General features: G+C 55.9%; 27 protein-coding genes and 1 tRNA gene. 20 read left to right on the plus strand and 8 right to left on the minus strand.

Features of this window, described 5'->3' with window-relative positions; genetic code table 11:
- Positions 1-5: 5 nt before the first annotated feature.
- Positions 6-2294, plus strand: coding sequence for a glycosyl hydrolase family 28-related protein (locus ACR0EO_RS18020; protein WP_480692136.1), 2289 nt, complete (start codon positions 6-8; stop codon positions 2292-2294).
- A 43-nt stretch (positions 2295-2337) separates the two neighbouring features.
- On the opposite strand, the gene ACR0EO_RS18025 is transcribed toward ACR0EO_RS18020, so the two are convergent.
- On the minus strand, positions 2338-3000 hold the full coding sequence (locus ACR0EO_RS18025; RefSeq protein WP_480692138.1) for a hypothetical protein: 663 nt from the start codon (positions 2998-3000) through the stop codon (positions 2338-2340).
- Positions 3001-3145: 145 nt separating this feature from the next.
- Between ACR0EO_RS18025 and ACR0EO_RS18030 the strand changes: the two genes are divergently transcribed.
- Entirely contained in the window at positions 3146-3472 is a 327-nt protein-coding gene (locus ACR0EO_RS18030; RefSeq protein ID WP_480692140.1) for an antibiotic biosynthesis monooxygenase family protein, read from the plus strand.
- A 65-nt stretch (positions 3473-3537) separates the two neighbouring features.
- Positions 3538-3945 carry a universal stress protein gene (locus ACR0EO_RS18035; protein ID WP_480692142.1) on the plus strand — a complete coding sequence of 136 codons (408 nt, stop codon included), beginning with the start codon at positions 3538-3540 and terminating at the stop codon, positions 3943-3945.
- On the opposite strand, the gene ACR0EO_RS18040 is transcribed toward ACR0EO_RS18035, so the two are convergent.
- On the minus strand, positions 3942-4433 hold the full coding sequence (locus tag ACR0EO_RS18040) for a HugZ family pyridoxamine 5'-phosphate oxidase (protein WP_480692144.1): 492 nt from the start codon (positions 4431-4433) through the stop codon (positions 3942-3944). The two genes, ACR0EO_RS18035 and ACR0EO_RS18040, sit on opposite strands and share 4 nt — an antisense overlap.
- A gap of 151 nt (positions 4434-4584) precedes the next feature.
- Here ACR0EO_RS18040 and ACR0EO_RS18045 point away from each other — a divergent pair, with 151 nt between their 5' ends.
- On the plus strand, positions 4585-5010 hold the full coding sequence (locus ACR0EO_RS18045; protein ID WP_480692146.1) for an excalibur calcium-binding domain-containing protein: 426 nt from the start codon (positions 4585-4587) through the stop codon (positions 5008-5010).
- Positions 5011-5110: 100 nt separating this feature from the next.
- Here ACR0EO_RS18045 and ACR0EO_RS18050 read toward each other — a convergent pair whose 3' ends face one another.
- A complete protein-coding gene (locus ACR0EO_RS18050; protein ID WP_480692148.1) occupies positions 5111-5431 on the minus strand; it encodes a TM2 domain-containing protein in 321 nt (106 codons plus the stop codon).
- 267 nt (positions 5432-5698) lie between these two features.
- Here ACR0EO_RS18050 and ACR0EO_RS18055 point away from each other — a divergent pair, with 267 nt between their 5' ends.
- A complete protein-coding gene (locus tag ACR0EO_RS18055; RefSeq protein ID WP_480692150.1) occupies positions 5699-6052 on the plus strand; it encodes an MmcQ/YjbR family DNA-binding protein in 354 nt (117 codons plus the stop codon).
- On the opposite strand, the gene ACR0EO_RS18060 is transcribed toward ACR0EO_RS18055, so the two are convergent.
- Positions 6049-6756: an ORF6N domain-containing protein gene (locus ACR0EO_RS18060; RefSeq protein WP_480692152.1), complete on the minus strand. Its 708-nt coding sequence runs from the start codon at positions 6754-6756 to the stop codon at positions 6049-6051. The two genes, ACR0EO_RS18055 and ACR0EO_RS18060, sit on opposite strands and share 4 nt — an antisense overlap.
- A 718-nt stretch (positions 6757-7474) precedes the next feature.
- Here ACR0EO_RS18060 and ACR0EO_RS18065 point away from each other — a divergent pair.
- The gene (locus ACR0EO_RS18065) at positions 7475-7765 is read left to right on the plus strand and encodes an antibiotic biosynthesis monooxygenase family protein (protein ID WP_480692154.1); all 291 of its coding nucleotides are present in this window, start codon (positions 7475-7477) and stop codon (positions 7763-7765) included.
- A gap of 121 nt (positions 7766-7886) precedes the next feature.
- Here ACR0EO_RS18065 and ACR0EO_RS18070 read toward each other — a convergent pair whose 3' ends face one another.
- Together ACR0EO_RS18070 and uvrB are read right to left on the minus strand one after the other, a co-directional pair.
- Positions 7887-8315 carry a hypothetical protein gene (locus ACR0EO_RS18070; protein WP_480692156.1) on the minus strand — a complete coding sequence of 143 codons (429 nt, stop codon included), beginning with the start codon at positions 8313-8315 and terminating at the stop codon, positions 7887-7889.
- 81 nt (positions 8316-8396) lie between these two features.
- Positions 8397-10583: an excinuclease ABC subunit UvrB gene (gene uvrB, locus ACR0EO_RS18075; RefSeq protein WP_480692158.1), complete on the minus strand. Its 2187-nt coding sequence runs from the start codon at positions 10581-10583 to the stop codon at positions 8397-8399.
- Between the two features lie 153 nt (positions 10584-10736).
- Between uvrB and ACR0EO_RS18080 the strand changes: the two genes are divergently transcribed.
- From ACR0EO_RS18080 to ACR0EO_RS18145, 14 genes are all read left to right on the plus strand, one after another.
- Positions 10737-11048 (plus strand): ETC complex I subunit, encoded by a 312-nt coding sequence (locus tag ACR0EO_RS18080; RefSeq protein WP_480692160.1) that lies wholly within the window; start codon positions 10737-10739, stop codon positions 11046-11048.
- A 1-nt stretch (position 11049) separates the two neighbouring features.
- Positions 11050-11526, plus strand: coding sequence for a GNAT family N-acetyltransferase (locus ACR0EO_RS18085; protein ID WP_480692161.1), 477 nt, complete (start codon positions 11050-11052; stop codon positions 11524-11526).
- A 21-nt stretch (positions 11527-11547) separates the two neighbouring features.
- Positions 11548-11624: transfer RNA gene (locus tag ACR0EO_RS18090), tRNA-Arg, on the plus strand.
- Between the two features lie 232 nt (positions 11625-11856).
- Positions 11857-12054 (plus strand): hypothetical protein, encoded by a 198-nt coding sequence (locus ACR0EO_RS18095; protein ID WP_480692163.1) that lies wholly within the window; start codon positions 11857-11859, stop codon positions 12052-12054.
- A gap of 329 nt (positions 12055-12383) precedes the next feature.
- Complete coding sequence (iolG, locus tag ACR0EO_RS18100) at positions 12384-13397, plus strand: inositol 2-dehydrogenase (RefSeq protein ID WP_480692165.1); 1014 nt, start codon at positions 12384-12386, stop codon at positions 13395-13397.
- A 124-nt stretch (positions 13398-13521) separates the two neighbouring features.
- Positions 13522-14442, plus strand: a complete 921-nt coding sequence (locus ACR0EO_RS18105) for a sugar ABC transporter substrate-binding protein (RefSeq protein ID WP_480692167.1) — start codon at positions 13522-13524, stop codon at positions 14440-14442.
- Between the two features lie 66 nt (positions 14443-14508).
- The gene (locus ACR0EO_RS18110) at positions 14509-15615 is read left to right on the plus strand and encodes an ABC transporter permease (protein WP_480692169.1); all 1107 of its coding nucleotides are present in this window, start codon (positions 14509-14511) and stop codon (positions 15613-15615) included.
- Between the two features lies 1 nt (position 15616).
- Positions 15617-16438, plus strand: coding sequence for an ATP-binding cassette domain-containing protein (locus ACR0EO_RS18115; protein WP_480692171.1), 822 nt, complete (start codon positions 15617-15619; stop codon positions 16436-16438).
- A 78-nt stretch (positions 16439-16516) separates the two neighbouring features.
- Positions 16517-18349, plus strand: a complete 1833-nt coding sequence (gene iolD, locus ACR0EO_RS18120) for a 3D-(3,5/4)-trihydroxycyclohexane-1,2-dione acylhydrolase (decyclizing) (protein WP_480692173.1) — start codon at positions 16517-16519, stop codon at positions 18347-18349.
- A complete protein-coding gene (iolE, locus tag ACR0EO_RS18125) occupies positions 18346-19245 on the plus strand; it encodes a myo-inosose-2 dehydratase (RefSeq protein ID WP_480692175.1) in 900 nt (299 codons plus the stop codon). Before iolD ends, iolE begins: the two co-directional genes overlap by 4 nt.
- 49 nt (positions 19246-19294) lie before the next feature.
- Positions 19295-20476 (plus strand): phytanoyl-CoA dioxygenase family protein, encoded by a 1182-nt coding sequence (locus ACR0EO_RS18130; RefSeq protein ID WP_480692176.1) that lies wholly within the window; start codon positions 19295-19297, stop codon positions 20474-20476.
- Between the two features lie 42 nt (positions 20477-20518).
- Complete coding sequence (gene iolB / locus ACR0EO_RS18135; protein ID WP_480692178.1) at positions 20519-21325, plus strand: 5-deoxy-glucuronate isomerase; 807 nt, start codon at positions 20519-20521, stop codon at positions 21323-21325.
- A complete protein-coding gene (locus ACR0EO_RS18140; protein ID WP_480692180.1) occupies positions 21322-22080 on the plus strand; it encodes an SDR family NAD(P)-dependent oxidoreductase in 759 nt (252 codons plus the stop codon). The genes iolB and ACR0EO_RS18140 overlap by 4 nt, the downstream gene beginning before the upstream one ends.
- Before the next feature lie 24 nt (positions 22081-22104).
- Entirely contained in the window at positions 22105-22884 is a 780-nt protein-coding gene (locus tag ACR0EO_RS18145; protein ID WP_480692182.1) for a TIM barrel protein, read from the plus strand.
- Between the two features lie 4 nt (positions 22885-22888).
- Here the strand turns inward: ACR0EO_RS18145 and ACR0EO_RS18150 are convergent, their stop codons facing one another.
- A complete protein-coding gene (locus ACR0EO_RS18150) occupies positions 22889-23728 on the minus strand; it encodes a class II fructose-bisphosphate aldolase (RefSeq protein ID WP_480692184.1) in 840 nt (279 codons plus the stop codon).
- A complete protein-coding gene (locus tag ACR0EO_RS18155) occupies positions 23725-24561 on the minus strand; it encodes a 5-deoxy-glucuronate isomerase (RefSeq protein WP_480692186.1) in 837 nt (278 codons plus the stop codon). Before ACR0EO_RS18155 ends, ACR0EO_RS18150 begins: the two co-directional genes overlap by 4 nt.
- Positions 24562-24568: the final 7 nt, after the last annotated feature.

Below are 24568 nucleotides of genomic sequence, written 5' to 3' on the forward strand. Positions count from 1 at the left end.
TTTCAATGAACAAAGCAATCACCGACGGCATCGTGTTCATGCCGCCTGCTTTCGCAAATGGTCTGAATGTGTGGTCCAGCGGCGACGGCACACCGGGCTCTCCGACCTACGGTGGATCCGGAACCGGCGCATTTGTACCTGCTGACGCGGATTTCGGCGGCTGCCTTGAAATTTTTAAGGTCAACGCGACACAACAACTGCGTTACATGGGGCAAACTCAATTGCTGCCTGGGTGCTACTTGCAAATCAAAGCCCGGGTCAAAGCCATTAGTGGACCGCTGCCGTCGGTACGTATTGCGGGTTGGGCTGGTGGAGCTGGCGATACGCAAGTAACCGGTGTGATTGAGCAAGGCCCCGCGACCCAGCTCTCGGGTTATGGCAGGGTGCATGAGATCACTGCAATTGTCGGCACTGGTCAGCGTGATGGCGTGGACATGCCTTGGGGCGTTGCGGCATTGTACGGTCACTTTGGCCTGGACATTGATGGTGCGAACGGGGCCGTTGTCCGGGTTGACGATATTCAGATCACCGACGTCACCAGTGTGTTCCTGCGCGATCTGATCAGCTTGGTCGACGTGCGTGATTTCGGAGCGATTGGTGACGGCGTCGTGGATGACTCAGCAGCTTTTGAAGCTGCCGATCAGGCCGCGAACGGGCGCCGTATTTTCGTGCCCGAGGGGACATACCTGCTGGAGCAGAACACCTCAATCGCGTCTGAGATCGAATTCGAAGGTACGGTCACCATGCCAGCAGACAAGATGCTGTTGCTAACCAAGGACTTTGACCTGCCAACTTATATTTCGGCCTTTGGAAACGAAACGTTGGCGTTCAAAAAGGCATTTCAGGCTCTGCTGAACAACTCAGACCATGAATCGCTGGACTTGGGGGGACGAAAAGTGTCGGTCAGCGAACCCATTGATATGGCGGCTGCAGTTCCCAACAGGCAAAGCGGGTTCTCGACGCGCCGTGTTATCCGTAATGGTCAGTTTGACGTCCAAAGTAGTAACGCCTGGGACACTGAGACGTTTCGGTCCGTCGCAACCTATAATCCGAACAACCCGACGCGCCTGACCAATGTGGCGAACGTGGCCAATATCCCCGTTGGTGCGCTGGTTCAAGGCAGCGGTGTCGGGCGTGAGATTTACGTGCGCTCCAAGAATGTCGGTGCAGGTGAGATCACACTTAACGCGCCGATTTATGATGCGGCGGGTACTCAGGTTTTTGACTTTACGGATTTCAAATATCTACTGGACTTCAGCGGTTTCAGCACGTTGCGCAAGTTCGGCATGGAAGAGATCGAATTCCAGTGCAATGGTCGCTGTAGCGCAATTCGTTTGGCACCGTCTGGAAGCACTTTTGCGGTAACGAATTGCTTTGTTAGCCGACCCAAAGACCGCGGTATTACCTCTTTCGGGACCGGGTGCCAGGGGATGCTGATAGACAATTGTCAGTTTTTGTCGAGCGAGGAGTCCTTTAATGTCTCAGACCGCAAGTCCATCGCCTTGAATGCGACGGCCAACGATATCAAGCTACGCCACAATCGATCAGTTCGGTTCCTGCACTTTGCGGTTTTGGGTGGGACCAACAACATGGTTCTGGGGAACCACTTCTTTCAAGGCGATAGTATTGCCCGTGGTATTCGCAGTGCCGGTCTCATCATGATTGGCACGTACAACAGTTCGACTATCTCAGAAAATTACGTCGACAACTGCTTTGTGGAATGGACGAATGAACGTGATGCAAACCCGGTTTATTCAGCCGGTTTCTCGTTCAGCGCGATGAGCATCACCGACAACATCTTTTATTCCAGCGAGGTAGCCCCTTGGTTCAGCTACATCGTTATTCGCCCTCATGGAGCAGGGCACTTTCTGAACGGCGTAGTTGTTACTGGCAACAAGTTCCGTTCTACTAACGGTAGCATTAGCCGAGCGGAGCGCGTTGATACCACATATGCGAACCTGAACAGCGCTGCTCATATGAATGTAATGTTCGAGAACAACACGTTTCATGGCGTAACAGCTAAGGTCGCAAACCCGTTGCGGATTCGGCATACTCAAAACTCGGCGGCACAGGCGTGGACATTGTCAGCACCGGGGCAGATTCCATTCTTTGGCAGAGCGCGTGGTTGTGACGCTGTTACTAAGGTTGGTCCCCTTAGGACGACCTTTGGATCCCTAGCTTACTCATCCCCGTATGTTGAACTGGGGCAAGGGTCGAATGGCGATCTAGTGCGCTTGCGATGGCCCGAAGCAGTCAGAGGCGAAGTATCGGCAATCATTCGCATGGATCGCTAACACCTGTATGGTCGCCCTTAACGGGGCGACCAATTCCGAGGGCTTAAAACTCGTTCCAAAGTGCCAACTTTAAGCCAGTATCACTGCGGGCATCATTGCGTTCGAAGCCCAGTACCCAAGTTGAGGGGCTGTCAGGAATGCGGATCATGATCGAAGGGCGTGCCCGCCAGAAAAGCGACTTCTTGGGCGAATACGATGTTTCGATCTGAAGCAATGGGTTCAAAAGCCCTTGCGACGAAAGGCCAACGGTTAGGTCCAGTTTGCGAAAAACTGCGTCGTGCGTACGGTACTCCAACGCGGAATCGACAGCGACCCAGCCATTACCCCAACCAGTTTGAAAGCCTTTTCCGTAGGAAAGGCCTACTTTGTAAAGTGCCCAGGCCCGTTTCTGTCTGTGATGAACTCCTGCGCCGAATTCGGCGGCAAACCGTCCCCAAGCACCGTAGTCAGCAACCGGTACCCTTGCGAATACCAAGGCATGGCCATAGGCATCGCGGTGCTCTTCAAAGTCTAAACCAACGGTTAGGTTGGGCTTGGTACCCCATTCGGCATAAAGAGAAGTTGTGTACTCGTACCCCCCGTAAGGGTCTTTGAATACGGTGGCGGCTGCGGCGGAAAAGGACGTATCTTCTTCCCGAAGCCACGCACCGGGCCAGACGGGTGCCGCGTATAGCAGCATCGATATCAGGAAAAGGAGCCGGTACATGCGCGCAGCATCCGTTAACATGGTTAACGGATGGTTAGGATTTAGTTCATTTTTTAGAAGCCGCCGCCGAACCGTAAGCAAGAAAGGAAACACAAGACGTTTCCAAATCCTGTGTTAGGCTTACGAAAGATAAGGGAGAATCCAGATGCCGAAGATTTCCAAGAATGCCAGCGTCCAGACAGTGATCACCACCTTTGAAATGACGCCGGGCACCTGCCAGGATCTGCTGGACGCGCTTACCGAAGCCTATGCTGACTTCATCTCTAAACAACCGGGTTTCATCTCAGCTGGCTTGCACATGAATGATGCGCAGACCCGGATCGCCAACTACTCTCAATGGGAACGTCGCGAGGATTTTCTGGCTATGCTCCGCACTCCGGAAATGCGCGATCGCAACCGCAAGATCAACGAACTTTGCAAAAGCTTCGAACCAGTCATGTACGACGTTGCCGAAACATTCAGCAGTTCCTGACTTGGATCAAAGCTTTACGGCCCGATTGATCGCAAACTGTTCGCGCGAAAACGGAGGTGCGCGTCATGTATCACAATATTCTGGTTCCAATTTCCTTTGATGCAGAACGAGACATATCCGGCCCTTTGAAGCTGGCCGAGATATTGGCAACTCCAAATGCCGAGATCACGCTGCTGCATGTGGTTGAACATATTCCGAACTATGCGATCTCTTACATGCCCCCGGAATACCTTTCCGAGGCGCGCAAGGCGATTCAGCTGGAATTGAACGAACTGGCGTCAAAGCTGCCTAACGCAAAAGGCATAGTTGTCGAAGGACACTCTGGACGTACTATTCTGGATTGGTCGGAAGACCATAAACCGGATCTGATTATTATGGCATCCCACCGGCCGGGGATGCAGGATTTGTTGCTGGGCTCCACTGCCAACCATGTTGTACGTCACGCATCCTGCGCCGTTCACGTGGTGCGTTAATCCGGCCAAAGGTCCTTGGGGGCAAGGCGCCATGCCTTGCCGAAACCACCGTTCAACATACCGTCCGACACGTGAAACCGTACGAAGCTGAAATCGGCAAAATCCACATAGAGTTTGGCTTTCGGTCGCAAGGAGAGATACCGGTTTCGTAGGTTTGTGTGTTCAGCGGCTTTTCTTGAGACAAACTCGGCACTGCTATGAAGTGTAAGACGCGGGTGTGTCAAAGGATCGCCACTGTCCCCCGGTTCACCGATCAAAAGCGCGCAGGCAGGGTTGGCTCTCAGGGAGCGCGTGTGATCGGCCAACTCTGAGATCAGCGTGATCAGCCCACCGCTTTCATCCGTGGCCAAAGCGATGCGGGAAACAGACGGCAGCACTGTGTCCGGACGCAGAACGGCAAGCGCCGCATAGGTCGCGTTCTGGGTCAGTGTGCGGGCCAGTTCGCAGGCTGTGGCGTCCGCAGGACGGAACGGATCTGTGTTCGGCATAATGAGGCAATGTCCCGGTTTGGAATTGTAAAAAGGATATATCCAATGCGTTTTGAGCGCGCGAGTGCGTTAGTGACGAACCCACGTCTGATCTGGGGTGCAACCTTCGCGTTGTCTCGCTTTCGCCACAAACTGCATGTATCCGATGCCCATGTCCCAGCGAAATTTTCTGCGCAGATTGCTTTTCACAGACTCGGCGGCGTCAAAGCGCCGTCAGCGGGCCGAGCTTGTGCGCAAACGGGCTCTGTCCCCTCTGCGTATTTTGGTGATGGTTCTGTTTCTGCCGGTCACGACTGTTGGAATAGCGATCGGTGTTTACATGCGCACCTCAGAGTTCGAGCGCGAGGAAGCGGTGCTGCATCTCATTGCCCTGGCGGGGTGTTCGACAGTCGAGGCAATTGTTCCCGGTCCATTTTATAGAGGCCACCCCGGGTATCATCCGCGGAACGACCATGATGGAAATGGTGTTGCCTGCGAAGGCCCCCTGCCTATTCCGGGGCAAAGTTCACTTCCAACCCAGGCAGAACCTCCTGCGAAGCGAAGCGTTGGAAACGCCAAGTTCTTACGTTCCGAGTAAGAGAGCAGTTAGTTTCCCTGCAAGCCCAATAAAAAACCCGCCGTTGCCGACGGGTTTGCTTTTCTCAAACGCCGCGCGAAACAGCTGCGGCGTATTTTAATTACGCGCTCATTTCCGCGGTCAGCTGCTGGCGCATCGAGCTTTTCTGGTTCGAAATCTTCCCGGGGATTAGGAATGCGTCGACGATCATCCAGATCATGACGCCAAGCAGAATGAGGTAGCCGACCAGAAGGATCGCTGTCAGGAAACCCACGATGGTCAGAACCAGCATAATGATCCCGGATTTGTTCTCGCCCAGATAAAAGCGGTGGGCACCGATCATGCCAAAGAAAAACCACAGCAAATAAGCCACAAAGATGTTCTTTGAATCGTTGGCAATCCGTTGTTCGATTAGCTGTTGCTGGTCCGTCGAAAGCGTCATTATTCGTCCCTTTTCAATGTAGTGCGCTCTGTTTTGGCGGCGCGGTGTTGTTCACTGGATTTTTGGAAAGTGCTGAAATTCGCAGAAACTGCCTAAAAACTGTCTGTCCACTGCATCACTTGGTTTCTGTCGCGCCAGTACGCATTCACAGAACTACCGAACATAGAGGCAAAAAAATGTTCACAAATTGTTAATATCTAAGGCTTCTTTCGTTAGTTGGTCACTGCCGACTTGCCCTGATCTTACGCGCCCGTCTAACGTGCGGTCATGACCCGTGATGAGTTCAATTCCTTTTGTGCCAGCCTCAAAGCCACCAACCATGTGGTGCAATGGGGCAATGCGGATGTTTGGAAGGTGGGCGGCAAGGTCTTTGCGATCTGTGGCTGGAATGACGGCAAGGACGCATTCACGTTCAAAGTAACAGACCTGGCTTTTGAAGTGTTGGGCAATGAGCCCGGCATCCGCCCAGCGCCATACCTGGCCTCACGCGGGATGAAATGGCTGCAGGTTTATGAGGAACGTGGGATGAGCGACGCCTCGCTGCGCGAACACATCGTGACCTCATATGATCTGGTCGTGGCCAAGCTGACTAAGAAGCTGCGGGCCGATCTGGGTGTCTAACCCTTCATCGCCTGCAGCAATTCCAACAGACGTTTGCGGTCGTCATCATCGGCATAGTCGCCGGCGGCCAGACGTTGGGCGATATTCAGGCGCAGGCGTTCGTGCTGTGTGCGGACCTCTTCACCTGCGGTTTCGGCCAGGGTTTTCATGATCACTGCCACCGCCTGTTGCCGCTTGGTGGTAGGGTTGGCGATGTAGTCGACAATGCTCTGCTGACCGGAATCAAGGATGTTTTCGGCCAGATCGCGCAACTGCTCGCCATTCGGGAGCAACGGGGTAGGGGCGTCCTCGGGGGGTAAAATTTCTGGCACGCTACGTGGCGTTTCGGCCAGCGCATTGGCCCCGTCGACAAAGGCTTCGGTAATCATCCGGGTGATTTTGATCGCGCGCGGGTCCTTGAACAGCGTCGAGGCGATGGCCACGCCATAATCCGTATAGACCCACGGATTGACCCGCCGCCCACCGCGGCCCTTGGGTTTTGAAATCACATTCTGTGATTGCAAATCGGCGACCTCGGCATCGGTCAGCTGAAAGCGGTAGCCCTCGAACAAATCCTTGTTGCGCGACACGGCCTGGTTGAAGGCGCTGACGGATTTTCCATAGAACTGCGCCAGATCCTCGGCCAGAACCACACGGGTGCCGCGGACCCGGTGAATGGCGCTTTGAACCTCATGGGTACTGGGCAGGTTCTTGGTGTTTGTCATCGCAACCCTTTGGAATCACAGACTGTGATTTCAAACGTGAAGCAGGCCGCGCTGTGCTGCAAGGTTGATCTGCGGGAGTGGAGGTGAAATCCGAGTAATTTTATTAAGCCCGGATATCCGAGTAATTCTATCAACTATATGTCTCTATTGGGCTTTTTGTTGACAATGGACTTGGGCCTCTTATATCTGATTCATATCGAGTTCACAGGAACCAAGCTGCAGCAAGCTATCGTAAGCCACAGCTAGCAAAAGCCAGCCTCGCGCCAGCAACAGCAAGCAAAAGCCAACGATAGCCAGCGATAGTCAGCCCACAGCAAGCAAGCGCACGTCAGAGCCAGGCACCCAGCTGAATTCGTTTGATTTTCAAAATACGATTGTGACCGCGAAAGCTCGCGTTAATGTTGAACGCAAACTGCAGGAAGACACGGGCCGACTGCCCAGTGATCGGTGTTTTGAATCTCCCGTGTTCCGGACAGGTCTTTTTGGTTCGGCGAGGCATTTGTTCGGAAACACAACTGTTAACTTCAAACGTCAAGCGACCCGCGCTGGGCTGCAACCCAGAAGTGTCAGTTGCCCGGTTGCGGTGAGCCGCCCAGTTGAAAATGCCCCTAAACCCCTCGCATCAATTCGAGATTCAGTGCTGTCGTGCTAGAGTGCGCGCGGCGGGGCCGCTCCGGCCGCGTCCCATGGCAATTTCGCCAGGCGAGGGAGGAAAGTGATGTTTGCACGAATTACTCAATACAAAATGAAGCCGGGAACGCGTGAGGCCGCGACGGCGAAGATGAACGCATTGAAATCCGAAATCATGGCCATGCCGGGAATGCACAGCTTTACCAATGTGATGAACGAGGACGGTTCCGGTTATGTGATTTCGGTGGTCGAGAGCGAAGCGACATCGAATGCAAACGCGCCCAAAGTGGCCGAGCTTTGGGGTCATTTCGCCGAATTCATGGAAGGTCCGCCCTCACCGGTCGGGTACGACGTGATTGCACACTGGGATAAAGGTTGAGAATTGACCCGAGCGTGAAGCCCACGCTCGGGTTTTTACGGTTCTTACCCGGTGTAGTTAGCTTTATACGCTTTTAGATCGCGCATTTATCTCAATCTGGAAACTCTAAAACTCAGGTAGATCAGGACAGTTGAGCCCCTGCGCATTCGCGAAAAATGCGCACCTGATCAGCTGCGCCATCTAGCGAGAATTCCATCACCTGATCCTGCGTGAATGCATAGGCTTTTTGATTGTATTCCAAACCGTCAAGCACGTTGCCGAAACCGGTGTTTGTTACTGTTAAAGACGTTGCGCTGTCGGAAAGAAAATGGCGCGATGTTGCAATCTCTATAGGATTGGGGCCATCGAAACGCATTGCGAACCAGGGTGTCCGCGTCCAGATAGAGTTTCTATGGGTAACGGTGATTGTGTAAAGCGGTTCCGAGGGGTCGTAGGTAAGGAAAATTTTCGCCGTGTCTGTCTCGTGAGAAAGGGTGCAATTTGGACCAACCGTCGCATCCCACGCAAAGGCAGGCGTGCTGAGGATCATTGAAAGCAAAAAGGCGCGCATAGGCGGAACGTAGCTACACAATGCAGCTAGGCAAGGCCATTGAGGAAAATCACAGCGGTCTGCGGATCACACTTTAACGCTTCACCGCTTCCTCCGCTTCACATTCCCACCCCGCTGACCCGGCCTGCCAGCCGTTGATCGCCCGCGCGATTTCACCGCGTCTTCCGAGGCCTTCTCGACCGCCCATTGACGCGCCATGGGATCGTCGGCGACGGCCAGATCGACCGCTTCCAGACGTTTGATCTCATCCCGGATATTGGCGGCCTCCTCGAATTCCAGATTCTCGGCGGCTTTGCGCATTTTCTCGCGCAGTCCGTCCAGATGCGCCTCGAGGTTGGCGCCGTGCATCGGCTTGTCGATGGTGGCGGTGACGCGGTTCATGTCGACGTCGCCTTCGTAGAGACCGGCCAGAACGTCTTCGACATTCTTTTTTACCGTCTCCGGCGTGATGCCGTGTTCCTCGTTATAGGCGAGTTGTTTGGCGCGGCGGCGGTTGGTTTCGTTTAGGGCGCGCTCCATGCTGCCGGTGATCTTGTCTGCATACATGATCACGCGGCCATCGGCGTTTCGCGCGGCGCGGCCGATGGTCTGGACCAGAGAGGTCTCGGACCGCAGGAAGCCTTCTTTATCCGCGTCCAGAATGGCGACCAGCCCGCATTCGGGAATGTCGAGCCCCTCGCGCAGCAGGTTGATGCCAACCAGCACGTCAAACGCACCCAACCGCAGGTCGCGCAGGATTTCGATGCGTTCCAGCGTGTCTATGTCCGAGTGCATGTAGCGGACCTTGATGCCCTGTTCGTGCAGGTATTCCGTCAGGTCCTCGGCCATTCGTTTGGTCAGCGTGGTGACCAGCGTGCGGAAGCCATTGGCGGTGACCTTGCGCACTTCGTCCAGCAGATCGTCGACCTGCATCGACACGGGGCGGATTTCGACTTCGGGGTCCAAGAGGCCAGTGGGTCGGATCACCTGTTCGGTGAAGACGCCGCCTGTCTGTTCGATTTCCCACTTTGCGGGGGTGGCCGAGACAAAGACGGACTGCGGGCGCATCGCGTCCCATTCCTCGAACTTTAGCGGGCGGTTGTCCATGCAGGACGGCAAGCGGAACCCGTGTTCCGCAAGCGTGAACTTGCGCCGATAGTCGCCCCGATACATGCCGCCGATCTGCGGCACGCTGACGTGAGACTCGTCAGCGAACACGATGGCGTTGTCGGGGATGAATTCGAATAGCGTCGGAGGCGGCTCGCCCGGTGCGCGACCCGTCAAGTAACGTGAATAGTTCTCGATCCCGTTGCAGACGCCGGTGGCTTCGAGCATTTCCAGATCGAAATTGGTACGCTGCTCCAGACGTTGGGCTTCCAGCAGTTTGCCCTCGCCCACCAATTGGTCCAACCGGATGCGCAGTTCCTTTTTGATGCCGATTATCGCCTGTTGCATGGTCGGTTTCGGCGTCACGTAGTGGGAGTTTGCATAGACGCGGACCTGCTCCATCGCGGCGGCGCGTTCTCCGGTCAGCGGGTCGAATTCGGTGATTTGCTCTAGCTCTTCGCCGAAGAATGAGAACTTCCAGGCGCGATCCTCAAGGTGAGCAGGCCAGATCTCCAATGAGTCGCCTCGCACCCGGAACGACCCGCGCTGAAACGCCTGATCGTTGCGGCGGTATTGCTGAGCGACGAGATCGGCCATCACTTGCCGCTGGTCGTATTCGTTGCCGACCTTGAGATCCTGCGTCATCGCCCCGTAGGTCTCGACGGATCCGATACCATAGATGCAGGACACCGAGGCGACGATGATCACGTCATCGCGCTCGAGCAGCGCCCGCGTGGCCGAGTGGCGCATCCGGTCGATCTGTTCGTTGATCTGCGATTCTTTCTCGATATAGGTGTCGCTCCGCGGCACATAGGCTTCGGGCTGGTAGTAGTCGTAGTAAGAGACGAAATACTCAACCGAGTTTTCGGGGAAGAACCCTTTGAACTCACCATACAGCTGCGCCGCCAGAGTCTTGTTGGGCGCAAGGATGATGGCCGGGCGCTGTGTTTCCTCGATCACCTTGGCCATGGTGAAGGTCTTGCCCGTTCCGGTCGCGCCCAGCAGAACCTGATCACGTTCACCGTCCAGCACGCCCCCTGCCAGTTCTTTGATCGCCGTTGGCTGATCACCGGCCGGTGCAAATTCAGTATGCATGACGAATTCCTTGCCACCTTCCAGCTTCAGGCGGGCGCGGACATCTTCGGCAGTCAGTTGGGTCTTGTCGGAATGAGCGTAAGCCATAAGGGGGGATTCCTTTCGCGCCTGATTTTGGTCTGTTTTTGTTCTTGTTCAAGAGGGCAATTCCAATCATCAAAATTGCGACAATTGCGGACTTGTCCGCGCCGCGCGTCTGACGCATAAACATTTCCAGCCAAGTGAGTACGGAGAGGCGACATGCGCGCACGGATTTACAAGCCTGCAAGAAATGCGATGACCTCAGGGATGGCCAAAACTCGTAAATGGGTTTTGGAGTATGCCCCTGCGTCGGCGCGTGAGGTTGATCCGCTGATGGGCTGGACATCGTCCCACGACACGCAGACTCAGGTTCGTCTGAAGTTCGATACCAAAGAAGAGGCTATGGATTACGCCAAGGACAACGGGATTGAGGCGCAGGTCAGCGAACCGCACAAGCGCAAGCCCAACCTTCGCGCCCGCGGCTATGGCGAAAACTTCGCCACTGATAGGCGCGGTCCCTGGACTCACTGAATTGATCGAAATTCGTCAGACCGACCCGACCTCTGATGCATTGCGCCCATTGGTTGAGGCGCATTTCGCCCACGGCGAAACCGCAGGTCCTGCAGAAAGCAACCATACCATGGATGCCGAAGCGCTGGCTGGTCCGGGGATACGATTCTGGGCAATGTACGAAGCAGATGAGCCTATAGGATGCGGTGCGCTCAAGGCGTTGCCAGACGGCACCGCCGAGGTCAAATCTGTACATATCTTGGAACAGGCTCGGGGGCGCGGTCTGGCGCGTGACATGATGGATCACTTCGCGAATTTGGCACGTTCCGAAGGGATTTCGGCACTGGTTCTGGAGACTGGTGCATCGCATCTGCCGGAATATGATGCGGCCCGTAAGCTGTATGAGGCTTTAGGCTATGCCTATTGCGGGCCAATTTTCGGGTATGAAGCCGATCCAAACAGCGCGTTCATGCGCTTGGGTCTTGAACCCCGCTCGTAAAAACCGCAAGAAGGGCACAGCGGTCCCGTAGCTCAACTGGATAGAGCAGCTGACTTCTAATCAGCAGGTTGAGGGTTCGAGTCCTTCCGGGATCGCCATTATTAAACAACACCTTACCGACATGATGGCGCGTCTTGGCAGCCAATGGAAACAGACCAGTTTTCGGGTGCGTCGGAAGTTTCAATGGCGTCTGCCGATCGATACTTTTTTTCTAGCAACTCAGCCGTGCTGTGGTCGGCCAAGGTCCCGCTAAAAAACTGCCCCCATTAGTTTTCTCTTAAGTTGGAAAAATCAGCTATACTTGCTGTTGTCTTAAGTCAGGAGATTGCCATGCTTTATCCAATTGCAACGCTGGAAGCAGATAAACTCAACGCGGTTCGAGCGCTTGAAAAAGAAATCGGGAGCCCAGTCGTTGCGCTTGCTGCTGTTGAGGCCGACACCGCTAATTTGCCAAAGGACGACCTCAAAAAGCTGAAGGCATTGGAAGAAGAGCTTGATGTCGTTCTCGTAGCGGTAAGACCAAGCTGAATTCCCTGAAATATTAAATCGCCAAACTTAGCCAAGAGAAGTTCGGCGTATCTGGATTACATCAACGGTTCAGTTGGCGTTATGGGGCACGTTCTGTCGGCGCGCTCTTGTATAGTGATGCGCTGATGTATCCAGATCGCGCGCAAATCAGAGCTCTAAATCTGTTTTGTTTTCGGGCCGGATTGGCAGCTTCACCTTAGTTGGAAATTGGCCAGCGCTGTTATTTCTACCCCGCGCAGTAGGGGTAGAGGCGGTTTCGTGAAAAAATTCTTGCAACCGGTTGCAAAGATAAACATTGTGTCACCAATTTAAAGAATCAGGAGAACCGCATGCTGAGAATCGGATTGCTTGGTGCTGGACGTATTGGTCGCGTACACGCGCAGGCAATAACCTCGCATCCTCAGAGCCAGCTTTGCGCGGTCTCTGATGCGATTGCCGAAGCTGCTGAAAGCCTTGCTTCCGAATACGGTGCATCGGTCGCCGGATCGGACGAGATTATAGCTGACCCGTCAATCGATGCGGTTCTGATCGCAACGCCGACCGATACACATTCGGACTTGATCGAGGCAGCCACACGCGCCGGAAAGGCGGTCCTTTGTGAAAAGCCGGTTGATCTTAGTCTGGAGAGAGCGCTGACCTGCCAGTCTGTGGCAGAGGAAACCGGACAGCCGGCTATGGTGGGTTTTAATCGCCGGTTTGACCCCAGCTTTTCCACGCTAAAATCCGCCGCTGAAAGCGGAGAGATCGGCAATGCCGAGATGCTGTCGATTACGTCATTCGATCCGGCTCCGCCTCCGGTCAGTTACGTCAAAGTGTCCGGTGGTCTGTTCCGAGACATGATGATCCACGATTTCGATATGGCTAACTATCTGATGGGGCAGTTGCCAATTCAGATTTCGGCTGTAGGAACTTCGATTGTCGATCCCGAGATTGGTGCCGCTGGTGATGTAGATACTGCTGTTGTCACAATGACTTATGCCGATGGAAAGATCGCGGTTATCAAGAACTCAAGGCGCGCTGTCTATGGTTACGATCAGCGTATCGAACTGCTCGGGTCCGGGGGGTTGCTGCAGGCTCATAACATCATGGAAAATGCGGTTGTGAAGTCGACTGCTGAAGGCGTGACCGGAGCAAAACCTACCTACTTTTTCTTGGAACGCTACATGCCTGCGTATCGCGCGGAATGGGATGCATTCGTACAGGCGGTGCTTTCAGGTTCGTCAATGCCGGTTACGTTGAAAGACGGCGTTGCCGCCCTTGCGATGGCCGAGGCGGCAACGCTTTCAGCCCAATCCGGACAGCCGGTGGCAATGGGGGATATATTGAAACCGGTTGCAAAATGACAGGATATCCGGAAACTGTCGCAAGCTCCGCCAGTTTCCGGAGTGGAGGAGATTCGGTGAATCCGAATGATTGGGGCTAGTGCCCCGGTAATAACGACAAACTGTTCTTATGGGAGGAAACCAAATGAATAAGTTCGTAAAGGGCGCACTGGCTGCCGGTGCATTGGCGCTGGCCACACCTGCATTCGCGCAGGAGATTGTGGTCGTGTCGCACGGTCAGGCGAATGATGCGTTTTGGAACGTTGTGAAAAACGGCGTCGAACAAGCGGGCAAGGATGTAGGCGTAAACGTGGAATACCGCGCGCCAGAGACCTTTGACATGGTCGCCATGTCGCAGCTGATTGATGCCGCCGTGAACCAAGAGCCCGATGGCCTGATCGTTTCGATCCCCGATGCGGATGCGCTTGGCCCGTCAATTGAACGCGCGGTTGCGGCGGGCATCCCGGTGATCTCGATCAACTCGGGTGCCGAGGTTGCAAAAGAACTGGGTGCGCTGCTGCACGTTGGCCAGGACGAGTTTGATGCCGGTAAGGCTGCCGGCGCGGCGCTTGCATCTATGGGCGGCAGCAACGCGATCTGTGTGAACCACGAAGTGGGCAACGTGTCTCTGGACTTGCGCTGCGAAGGTTTCGCGGAAGGCTTCGGCGGTAACGTAACTGTTCTGCCTACCTCGAATGATCCGTCTGAGATTGAATCAAAAGTGGCCGCAGCGTTGGCCTCTGATGAAAGCGTCGACACAGTCATGGCGCTCGGCGCCAGCTCGGCGGGTGAACCCGCAGTTGCAGCCGCCAAAGCCTCGGGCCGGGATGTGAATGTTGCATCCTTCGACCTGTCCGCAAACTTCCTGCAGTCGGTTGTTGACGGCGATGCAGCCTTTGCCATCGATCAGCAGCAGTACCTACAGGGTTACCTGGCCGTCAACTTCATGGGTCTGCACGCCAAATACGGCCTGATGCCGGGTGGAGATGTTCCCTCGGGTCCGAACCTTGTGACCGCTGAAAAGGCCGGTCAGGTGATTGATCTGTCGTCGCAGGGCATCCGCTAAACGCCCCGGACAGCGAAAACAGAAGCGGCGCCACGCGCGCCGCTTCCATCGAATTGGGAGGAAAACATGAGTCAGTCAGCGCCCGTCGCCGCCGACGAAAGGGTCAAGAACGAACCGTTTCTGACCAAGTTAATGAAACGCCCCGAGCTTGGCGCCATGGCCGGCGTTGTTCTGGTGTTCATCTTCTTCGCGATCACCGCGGACAGTTCGATGTTCACCTTGGCGGGAGTTATGAACTTCATGACGCCTGCCGCTCAACTGGGCATCCTCGCCATCGGGGCTGCATTGTTGATGATTGGTGGTGAATTTGACCTGTCGATTGGTTCGATGGTCGCTTTTTCTGGCTTATTTTTTGGTGTCTGCGTTGTCACCTGGCAATTGCCGCTGATCGCTGCGATACCAATGACTTTTGTTTTTGCGGCCATGGTTGGCGCGATCAACGGTAACATCGTTATCCGCTCGGGCCTGCCGTCCTTTATCGTGACCCTGGCGTTTCTCTTCATCCTGCGCGGCCTGTCCCTGGTTGGTCTGAAAATGGCGACCGGAGGATCAACCCAGCTGCGCGGTGTACGTGACGTAACCGAAAATGACTGGCTGGCGCCTTTCTTTTCTGGTGAGGCCTTTGGAAGCGTTTTCGCCTGGCTGGCCGAAAAGGGCGTGATCGATACGTTCAAGAGCGGAGCACCCAAAGTGCCGGGTATTCCGGTTGAAATCCTGTGGTTCATCGTTATGGCGCTGGCGGCTACCTACGTTCTGCTGCGTACCCCGGCGGGGAACTGGATTTTCGCCTCGGGTGGCGACAAGGTTGCCGCATCCAACTCTGGTGTTCCTGTGAACCGTGTAAAAGTTTCGCTGTTCATGCTGACGGCCTGCTGCGCCGCGCTGGTCGCAATCATCACCGTAATGGATGCGGGATCGACCGATGCGCGCCGTGGTTTTCAAAAAGAATTCGAGGCGATCATCGCGGCAGTGATCGGGGGCTGTTTGCTAACTGGTGGTTATGGCTCGGCGATCGGGGCGTTCTTTGGTTCGATCATCTTTGGCATGGTTGTCATCGGCCTGACCTATACCGACTTTGATCAGGACTGGTTCCAGGTCTTCTTGGGCGCCATGCTGCTGATCGCCGTTCTTTTCAACAACGCAATCCGCAAACGCGTAACCGGGGAGCGCTGATATGACCGAAGATACCAAGTTCCACCACGGAGACTCTGCTGCCGATGCCGCTCCGATTGTCGAGATGAAAGATATCGAAAAGCACTTCGGTAATATCATCGCGCTGGCGGGTGTCAGCTTTGATGTCAAACCCGGCGAATGCCATTGTTTGCTGGGTGACAACGGTGCAGGCAAATCGACCTTTATCAAGACCATGTCCGGGGTGCACAAACCCACCAAAGGCGAGATCTATTTCGAAGGCAAACCGCTGCATTTCGACACCCCACGTGATGCGATGGAGGCGGGGATTGCGACTGTGTTCCAGGATCTTGCGATGATCCCGCTGATGAGCGTGACGCGTAATTTTTTCATGGGGCGCGAGCCGACAAAAGGCAAAGGGCTACTCAAGCGTTTTGACGTGGAGCAAGCCAACGACGTCTGCATGGAAGAGATGCGCAAGATGGGCATCAATCTGCGGGGTCCGGATCAGGCAGTCGGTACATTGTCCGGCGGTGAGCGGCAGACCGTTGCGATTGCTCGCGCGGTGTATTTTGGCGCAAAAATTCTCATCTTGGACGAACCGACCTCGGCTCTTGGCGTGCGCCAGACGTCGAATGTTCTGGCCACAATTGACAGAGTTCGCAGCCAGGGCGTTGGTGTCGTTTTCATCAGTCACAATGTGCGGCACGCGCTTGCAGTGGGGGATCGCTTTACTGTGCTGAACCGCGGCAAGACGCTGGGTACTGCGACGCGTGGTGAAATCACTCCCGAGGAACTGCAAGACCTCATGGCAGGCGGTCAGGAAATGGCCGAACTGGAAGGTTCGCTGGGCGGTACGGTTTAACACCGCTCCGTCTGACGGTTTGGAATCTTAAAGACTCAAAATCTGGGCTGGGACGGCCTTGAGTTGAAGGGGATCACAATGGGCAAGACAATCCGACTGACCGCAGCGCAGGCTCTGGTCCGCTATCTGGGTGCGCAGATGAACGAAGCCGGAGAGCCGTTCATCGCAGGCGTCTGGGCCATTTTCGGCCACGGGAACGTGGCTGGGCTTGGCGAGGCGCTGCATGCTGTCAAAGACAGCTTGCCCACCTACCGAGGTCACAACGAACAAACGATGGCGCATTGCGCGATTGCCTATGCCAAGCAGATGCGACGCACGCGAACCATGGCGGTGACGTCCTCTATCGGGCCTGGCGCTACGAATATGGTTACTGCGGCGGCGCTGGCGCATGTGAACCGCCTGCCAGTTCTGTTCCTGCCCGGAGACGTGTTCGCAACCCGCGGCCCTGACCCTGTGCTGCAGCAGATCGAGAGCTTTGGTGATGGGACGCTCAGTGCCAATGACTGCTTCAAGCCGGTCAGCCGTTACTTCGACCGCATTTCCCGCCCCGAACACCTGCTGACCGCATTGCCGCGCGCCTTCCGGACCATGACTGACCCAGCCGATTGCGGGCCGGTGACGCTGGCCTTCTGTCAGGACGTGCAAGCCGAAGCTTACGATTATCCCGAAAGCTTCTTTGAGCCGCGCGTTTGGTATCAGCGCCGAAACCGCCCGGACGAGGGTGAATTGGCTCGTGCAGTGGCTGCGATCAAAGCGGCCAAGCGACCGGTCATCGTCGCGGGCGGGGGCGTGCATTATTCCGATGCAACCGACGCGTTACAGAGCTTTGTCGAAACGCACAATATTCCGATCACCGAGACGCAGGCGGGGAAATCCGCTCTGGCATGGGATCATCCGCTGAACCTCGGTCCGATCGGCGTGACTGGCGGTCAGCCCGCAAATGACGTTTGCTCAGATGCCGATCTGGTGTTGGCTGTTGGCACGCGCCTGCAGGATTTCACCACTGGCTCATGGGGTCTTTTCTCAAACCCGGAACGTGAGATGGTCTGCCTGAATTCAGCGGCCTATGATGCGGAAAAACACGGTGCCATGCCTCTTCAATCAGACGCTCGCGTTGGGCTCGAAGAGCTGGGCACCGCCCTGCAGGGGTACCGCGCCGACCCGGTGGCAGACACTCTGAAGGCTGATTGGTTCGGTAAGGTTGACAAGTTGACCGATGCGCCTGGTGACGGAAATGCGCTGCCAACCGACATGCAGGTTGTTGGAGCGGTGCAACGCGCTTCGCATGAAGACACTGTTGTCATGTGCGCAGCTGGTACGATGCCCGGTGAGCTGCACAAGCTTTGGAAAGCGCCACGTCCCGGTGCGTATCACATGGAATACGGCTTTAGCTGTATGGGTTACGAGATCGCAGGCGCGATGGGTATCAAAATGGCCCAGCCGGATCGCGATGTGATCTGCTTTACCGGTGACGGTACTTACATGATGGCGAACTCGGAAATGGCGTCGGCCGCTATGATGGGCATTTCGTTTACCGTTGTGATCACCGACAACCGCGGATTTGGCTGCATCAACCGTCTGCAGATGGGCACTGGTGGGGCCGAGTTTAACAACCTGCTGGATCACGCAGTCCACGAAACGCCCTCGAATATCGACTTTGCGGCACACGCGGCGGCAATGGGTGCGACCTCGGTCAAAGTCAGTTCGATTGCCGAACTTGAGAACGCACTGGCCAAGCGCAGTGACATCAAAGGGCCCTACGTGGTGGTCATCGACACCGATCCGTACCCATCAACCGAATACGGCGGAACATGGTGGGAAGTCGCGGTCCCCGAAGTCAGCATCCGTCCCGAAGTGAACGAAAAACGTGCGGCCTATGAAGTCGCAATCAAAGAAAGAAACACGAAATGAGCGTGAAAATCGGGATCTCTCCGATCGCCTGGCAAAACGATGACCTGCCGGACCTGACGGCAGCCTATACCATGGAACAGGCTCTCAAAGAGGCACGTGAGATAGGTTACACAGGGGTCGAGCGTGGCCAACGGATGCCCAGCGATACCGATGGGCTGCGGGCCTATCTTGAAGGCAACGACATCGCACTGTGTGGCGGCTGGTGCTCGGGCAATACGCTGGTCAATGATTTCTCGACCGAGCGTGATGCGGTGCGCGAACAGGTCGAGCAGTTCGTGGCTCTGAACAGCCCGTGCATTGTTTATGCCGAATGCTCCAACACGGTGCAGGGCCAGATCGGGACACCGGTCAATCACCGCCCCAAGCTGTCCAAGGATGAGGTTCTGGCCTATGCGGGCAAGCTGACCGAGCTGGCGAAATGGATGGCCGATCAGGGTATGCCGATGGCCTATCACCATCACATGGGCACGATCATCGAAAGCGAGGATGACGTGAACTGGATGATGGAGGGGTCTGGCCCCGAGGTGAAGCTGTGTTTCGACACCGGCCATCTGTTGTTCGGCGGAGGCGACGTGATGGCGACCCTGAACCGCTGGGGCGACCGGGTGCATCACGTGCATTTCAAGGATATCCGCCCGTCCATCGTGCAGGACACGCGCGAGAGCAATCGCAGCTTTCTGGATGCGGTGATCGCCGGCGCCTTTACCGTGCCCAGTGATGGCTGCATCGATTTTCAGGCGGTGGCAAATGCGCTCAAGGCGATGGATTACGAGGGCTGGATCGTGGTCGAGGCCGAACAAGACCCGGTCAAGGCGCCGCCATATGAATATTCCAAAATGGGCTACGACCATATCGTCGATGTCTGCGAACAAGCCGGATTGGAGATCGTCGCGTAACTCGACACGCAACGGCGCAACACCGAAAGCCATGAGAAAGGAGCATGTCATGGTGCATCAAGACCTTGGATACGTCGGCTATTTCGACCGAGAATCCTGTGATCTGGATGAATTCAAGGTGTTGACCTCTCAGAGTCTCTCGACCGATGCGGTGCCACATGCCGCGTCGGTGGAAAGGAACGTTCCGATCTACGACATGCAGGCGCTGCGCCCGGTGCTGGAGCAGGACAATGAACGCCAGGCACTGCTAGCGGAATGGGGCTGGGTTCTGAGCAAGTCGGCGGGCGTAATTGCCCTGAAGGCGGCTTATTCAGACACCTCCGTGATCGACCGAGCCACCGAGGTGTTCCGTCAGATCATCGAAGAGGAACGTCAAAGCGGTTCTGGTGAAGGGGATCACTTCGCCGCCTCGGGCGCCAATGACAGGGTTTGGAACGCGCTGCAAAAGCATTGCCTGCGTGACCCAGAAGGCTTTGCGCTGTATTTCGGAAACACTGCGATTGCGGCTGCGTGCGAAGCGTGGCTGGGGCCTAACTATCAGATGACCGCACAGGTCAATCAGGTGCGCCCGGGCGGTAAGGCGCAGCAAGCGCACAGAGATTACCATCTTGGCTTTCAAAGTGCCGCCAGTGCCGCTCGGTATCCCGCCCATTCCCATCACTTGACCGCTGCGCTGACCCTGCAGGGGGCCGTCGCCCATTGCGACATGCCGGTGGAAAGCGGTCCGACCAAATTGCTACCGTTTTCGCAGCTGTATCCATCGGGTTATCTGGCCTTTCATGATCCAGCGCATCGGGACCATTTCGAAGAGGCCTTTATTCAATTGCCTCTGTCGAAAGGCGACGCGGTGTTCTTCAACCCGGCGCTATTCCATTCCGCTGGTGAAAATAGCAGCGCCGATATCAACCGAATGGCGAACCTTCTGCAGATTTCCTCTGCTTTCGGTCGGGCGATGGAAGCCGTTGATCGCCCAGCCATGTCTCTGGCGGTTTTTCCGGCGCTGAAAGAATTGAGGAAGAACGATGTTTTGAATGCTGCGCAACTGAGTGCGGCGATTGCAGCGACTGCCGAAGGGTACCCGTTCCCGACCAACCTAGACACGGATCCACCGATAGGCGGCAACGCGCCCGAAAGTCAGGCTGAGATTCTGCGCCGTGCAATTGCCGGCGGGTGGTCAGAGACAGAGTTGGCGCAGGCATTGAAGGCATTGAACGTCAGACAGGCGGCTTAAAGATAATAACCGGGCAACGCGGCCCCTGAAGGAGAAAACCCCATGGCAGATCTGCTCAAGAAACCGTTCGGTACCCGGGGGAAAGTCCATGACATTACGCCAGCCAACGCAGGCTGGCGGTACGTTGGGTTCGGTCTCTACCATTTGCGTGCAGGAGACACTGCGTCCGAAGTAACTGGTGATCGTGAGGTTATTTTGGTCATGGTCGAGGGTAAGGCGCAGATCACTGGGGCCGGACAGGATTGGGGTGTGCTTGGTGAAAGGATGAGCGTGTTTGAAAAGACGCCGCCGCATTGCCTGTACTTGCCAAACGGAACCGAGTGGAAGGCTACGGCAGAAACCGATTGTGTTATTGCGGTTTGCACCGCGCCAGGCAAAGGTGGCCATCAAGCGCGACGGATCGGGCCAGACGGGATCACTCTGACCGAACGCGGTAAGGGAGTGAACACGCGCTACATCAACAACATTGCGATGGAAAACGAAGACTATGCTGACAGCCTGCTGGTGACCGAGGTTTTCACCCCGAATGGCCATTGGTCTTCCTTCCCAAGCCATCGTCATGATGAGGATGATTATCCCCGGATCACCTATCTGGAAGAAACCTACTACCACCGTCTCAACCCGGCCAACGGGTTCGGTATCCAGCGCGTTTATACCGATGACGGTCAGCTGGATGAGACGATGGCCGTGTCTGATGGAGATGTTGTGACCGTCCCGCGCGGCCATCATCCTTGCGGTGCTCCGTACGGTTTTGAGATGTACTATCTGAACGTTATGGCTGGGCCTTTGCGGAAATGGCGCTTTGTTGCAGCCCCCGAGGTCGAGTGGATCATGGAGCGGGACGGATGAGTCGAGATTTTGCCACATATCCCAGTCTGAACGGCAGGACTGTTGTCATCACAGGCGGAGCAGGTGGTATCGGAGCAGAAACAGTCCGCGCTTTTGCCGCTCAGGGCGCCAAGGTCGGGTTTTTGGATATCAACGCCGAAGCGGGGCACGCGCTGCTGGCTGAACTCGATGGGGAACATGCTTTTGCCCAATGCGACCTGCGCGACATTGAGGCGTTGCGCGTGGCACTGGATCAATTGTCGGAGGAATTGGGGCCTGCGCATGTTTTGGTCAACAACGCGGCCCATGATGACCGGCACGACTGGCGCGAGGTGACGCCCGAGTATTGGGACGAGCGTATGGCCACCAATATCCGCCACATGTTCTTTGCGATCCAATCCGTGGCACCCGCGATGATCGAACAGGGTGGCGGGGCAATCGTAAATCTCGGTTCAAACTCTTGGTGGGAGGCCGTCGCGGGCTTTCCGGCTTATGCCACCGCAAAATCGGCCGTTCATGGTCTGACACGGACCATGGCGCGTGAACTGGGTGATCACCGCATCCGCGTGAACACGGTCGTTCCCGGATGGATCATGACTGAGCGGCAGAAAGATCTATGGGTCACGCCTGAGGCGCTGGCTAAACAGACGGATCGTCAATGCCTGCCTGATCCGATTGACCCGGTCTATGTGGCCCGGATGGTGGTGTTTCTGGCTTCGGATGATGCCGCCATGTGTAGTGCTGGCAACTTCATGGTCGAAGGCGGGTCGATCTAAATACTACAAGTCCGGAGGATTGTTATGCCCCAGCCGTTCCAACTGGCGGCCTGTGCCGAAATGCTGTGGCTGGAAAAGCCACTTGTCTGGCGTGCCGAGCGTCTGACCGAAATGGGGTTTGGTGTGGGCCTGTGGAACTGGCCCGACCTAGAACTGAAAAAACTTGAGCGCATCGGTGCGAATTTCACCATAATGAACGGCTACCTTGAGGGTCGTTTAGGTGATGAGGCCGGCGCTGATATGTTGCTGAAATCCGCAGAGGAAACCGTTCAGATAGGCAAGCGGCTGGGCGTCGACCGCCTGAACCTGCATGGGACAGGCTTGGGCGACAGGGGTATCCCGATTTGGCAACACGAAAGCGTTTCTGGCAGCATGTGGCTAGAAGCACGGGACACGCTGGACCGTATCTGCGATCTGGCCGAAAGAGAGAGTGTGGTTTTCACACTTGAGAACCTGAATCTGCTGGACCATCCCGGTTGTCCGTTTGGGTCAACTAAAGATGTTTTGGCCTTGGTCTCTGCGGTTGATCGGCCTGAACTCCGCATCAATTTGGACCTGTATCACACGCAGATCGGTGAGGGTGACCTGATCCGCTGGTGCGAGAAATGCTTGCCGTGGATTGGAGAAGTGCAGATAGCTGATAACCCAGGTCGTTGTGAGCCCGGGACCGGTGAAATCAACTATGCCGTCGTAGCGCGGGCGTTGAATGACATGGGTTATCGTGGACCAGTTGGAATGGAAGCCTTTGCTGCGGACGACCCGGAAGCCGCCCTTGGGGCTTTCCGGGATGCCTTTACCCTCTGACGGATTACCTTTGTGGTGGCGCTCCAAACGCGCGGATTACAGTGCGAGCTGCAGCTTCGACCGGGTCGTGAGTCTCTTTGAGGATTGTGACGCGGTCGAACCTGTCGGGATCGCGGGTTACGGCTTCGCGCAGCGCATTGCCAAAGGCCATACGCAACTCGGTGCCGATGTTGAATTTGCAGATTGAGGTTTCGCGGGCCAGTTTAATACGCTGCTCGACCGGCACGCCAGATCCGCCGTGAATCACCAGTGGCACCTCGGTCATGGCGTCGATTTGGCGGATGCGGTCTTCGTCCAGCCCGCCCTCCTTATTCTGCTGCAGGTGGACGTTGCCGACCGAAATGGCCATCGCATCTACGCCGCTTTCTTTCGCGAATTGTGCCGCTTCGGCCGGGTCGGTGCCGTTCGACCCTTCGCCACCGGAATAGCCGACAAAACCGATCTCACCTTCGCAAGATATCCCGGCCGAACGGGCCATCTCGGCAATTGCGGCAGTCTCGTCGATGTTCTGCTGCAGCGGCTTGCGTGATCCATCGAACATCAGCGAGGTGAACCCGCTGTCGAGCGCGATTTTGCACTCCTCAAAGGTGTAGCCGTGGTCTAAATGGGCCACCACCGGAACCGAGGCATTTTCGGCCAGATAGCGGAACATCTTCCCGAGAATGGGCAAGGGTGTGTGCTCGCGGCAACTAGGGCCGGCCTGCAGGATCACCGGTGCGTTTTCCGCCTCGGCTGCGGCCACATAAGCCTGCATGTCTTCCCACCCGAGGGTGACAAGGCCGCCAACGGCGTAGCCCTTCTCATAAGCAGGGGTCAGGACGTCTTTCAGCGTGACAAGGGTCATTTAAACTTCGCGATCATGTCTTTGATGCCCGGAATCGTTTCGATCTGGTAGGCATGTGTCGGTTGGAAATACTGCACCAACGAACGTTGGCTAAGGCCGCCCAGAATGGTGAAATAGTACATCTCGTACCCTGGCAATACGCAGCAGGGGTGATACCCGTTATCGATGCAGATCGTTGAGCCGTCGACGATGTGGTAGGCGTCCCCTGGCTCGTTATCCTCGCGCTGCAACATCTGGAGGCCGGAGCCCCAATTGGGTTTGAAGCGGAAGTTATAGGTCTCGTCGTGCCGCGTCTCGTCAGGCAGACGGTTGGTGTCGTGTTTATGGCTAGGGAAACCTGACCAGCCCCCCTGACCAACCGTGAACAGTTCACTGACCAACAGGCGACCCACCTTGTCGTGCTGTTTCTGGCCAAGGATATGTTTGATCTTGCGGTGGGTCTTGGTGTCGTCGCTACCGTATTGCACAAGGTCATGTTCGCGCACGTCGAACGGGTCCAGCACTTTGTCGTACTTTGCACCCGCAATGAAGACTTCGGTTTGATCCGACACACAGACTATCTGCACCTTGGCACCAACTGGTACGTAGACACCTTCGGGCTCACCGTCCCAGACATCCTCGCCGCGGTTTCCGAGTTTCGGATACTGTTCTCCTTCAACGTCCACGTCGACACTGCCGGTGGCGGGTACGATGCATGTCTCATAACCCGGCACCTGATATTCGAATGCCTCGCCTTTTTTCAGTTTGACGATGTTGAAGTAGTTCAGTGGCACCGTTGAATCGTCAGCGTCGACGATGGGTTTGTTCTGATTGTCGTAGGGCGCGATATGCATGGGAGAC

It is taken from the genome of Ruegeria sp. BE9 (assembly GCF_056538765.1).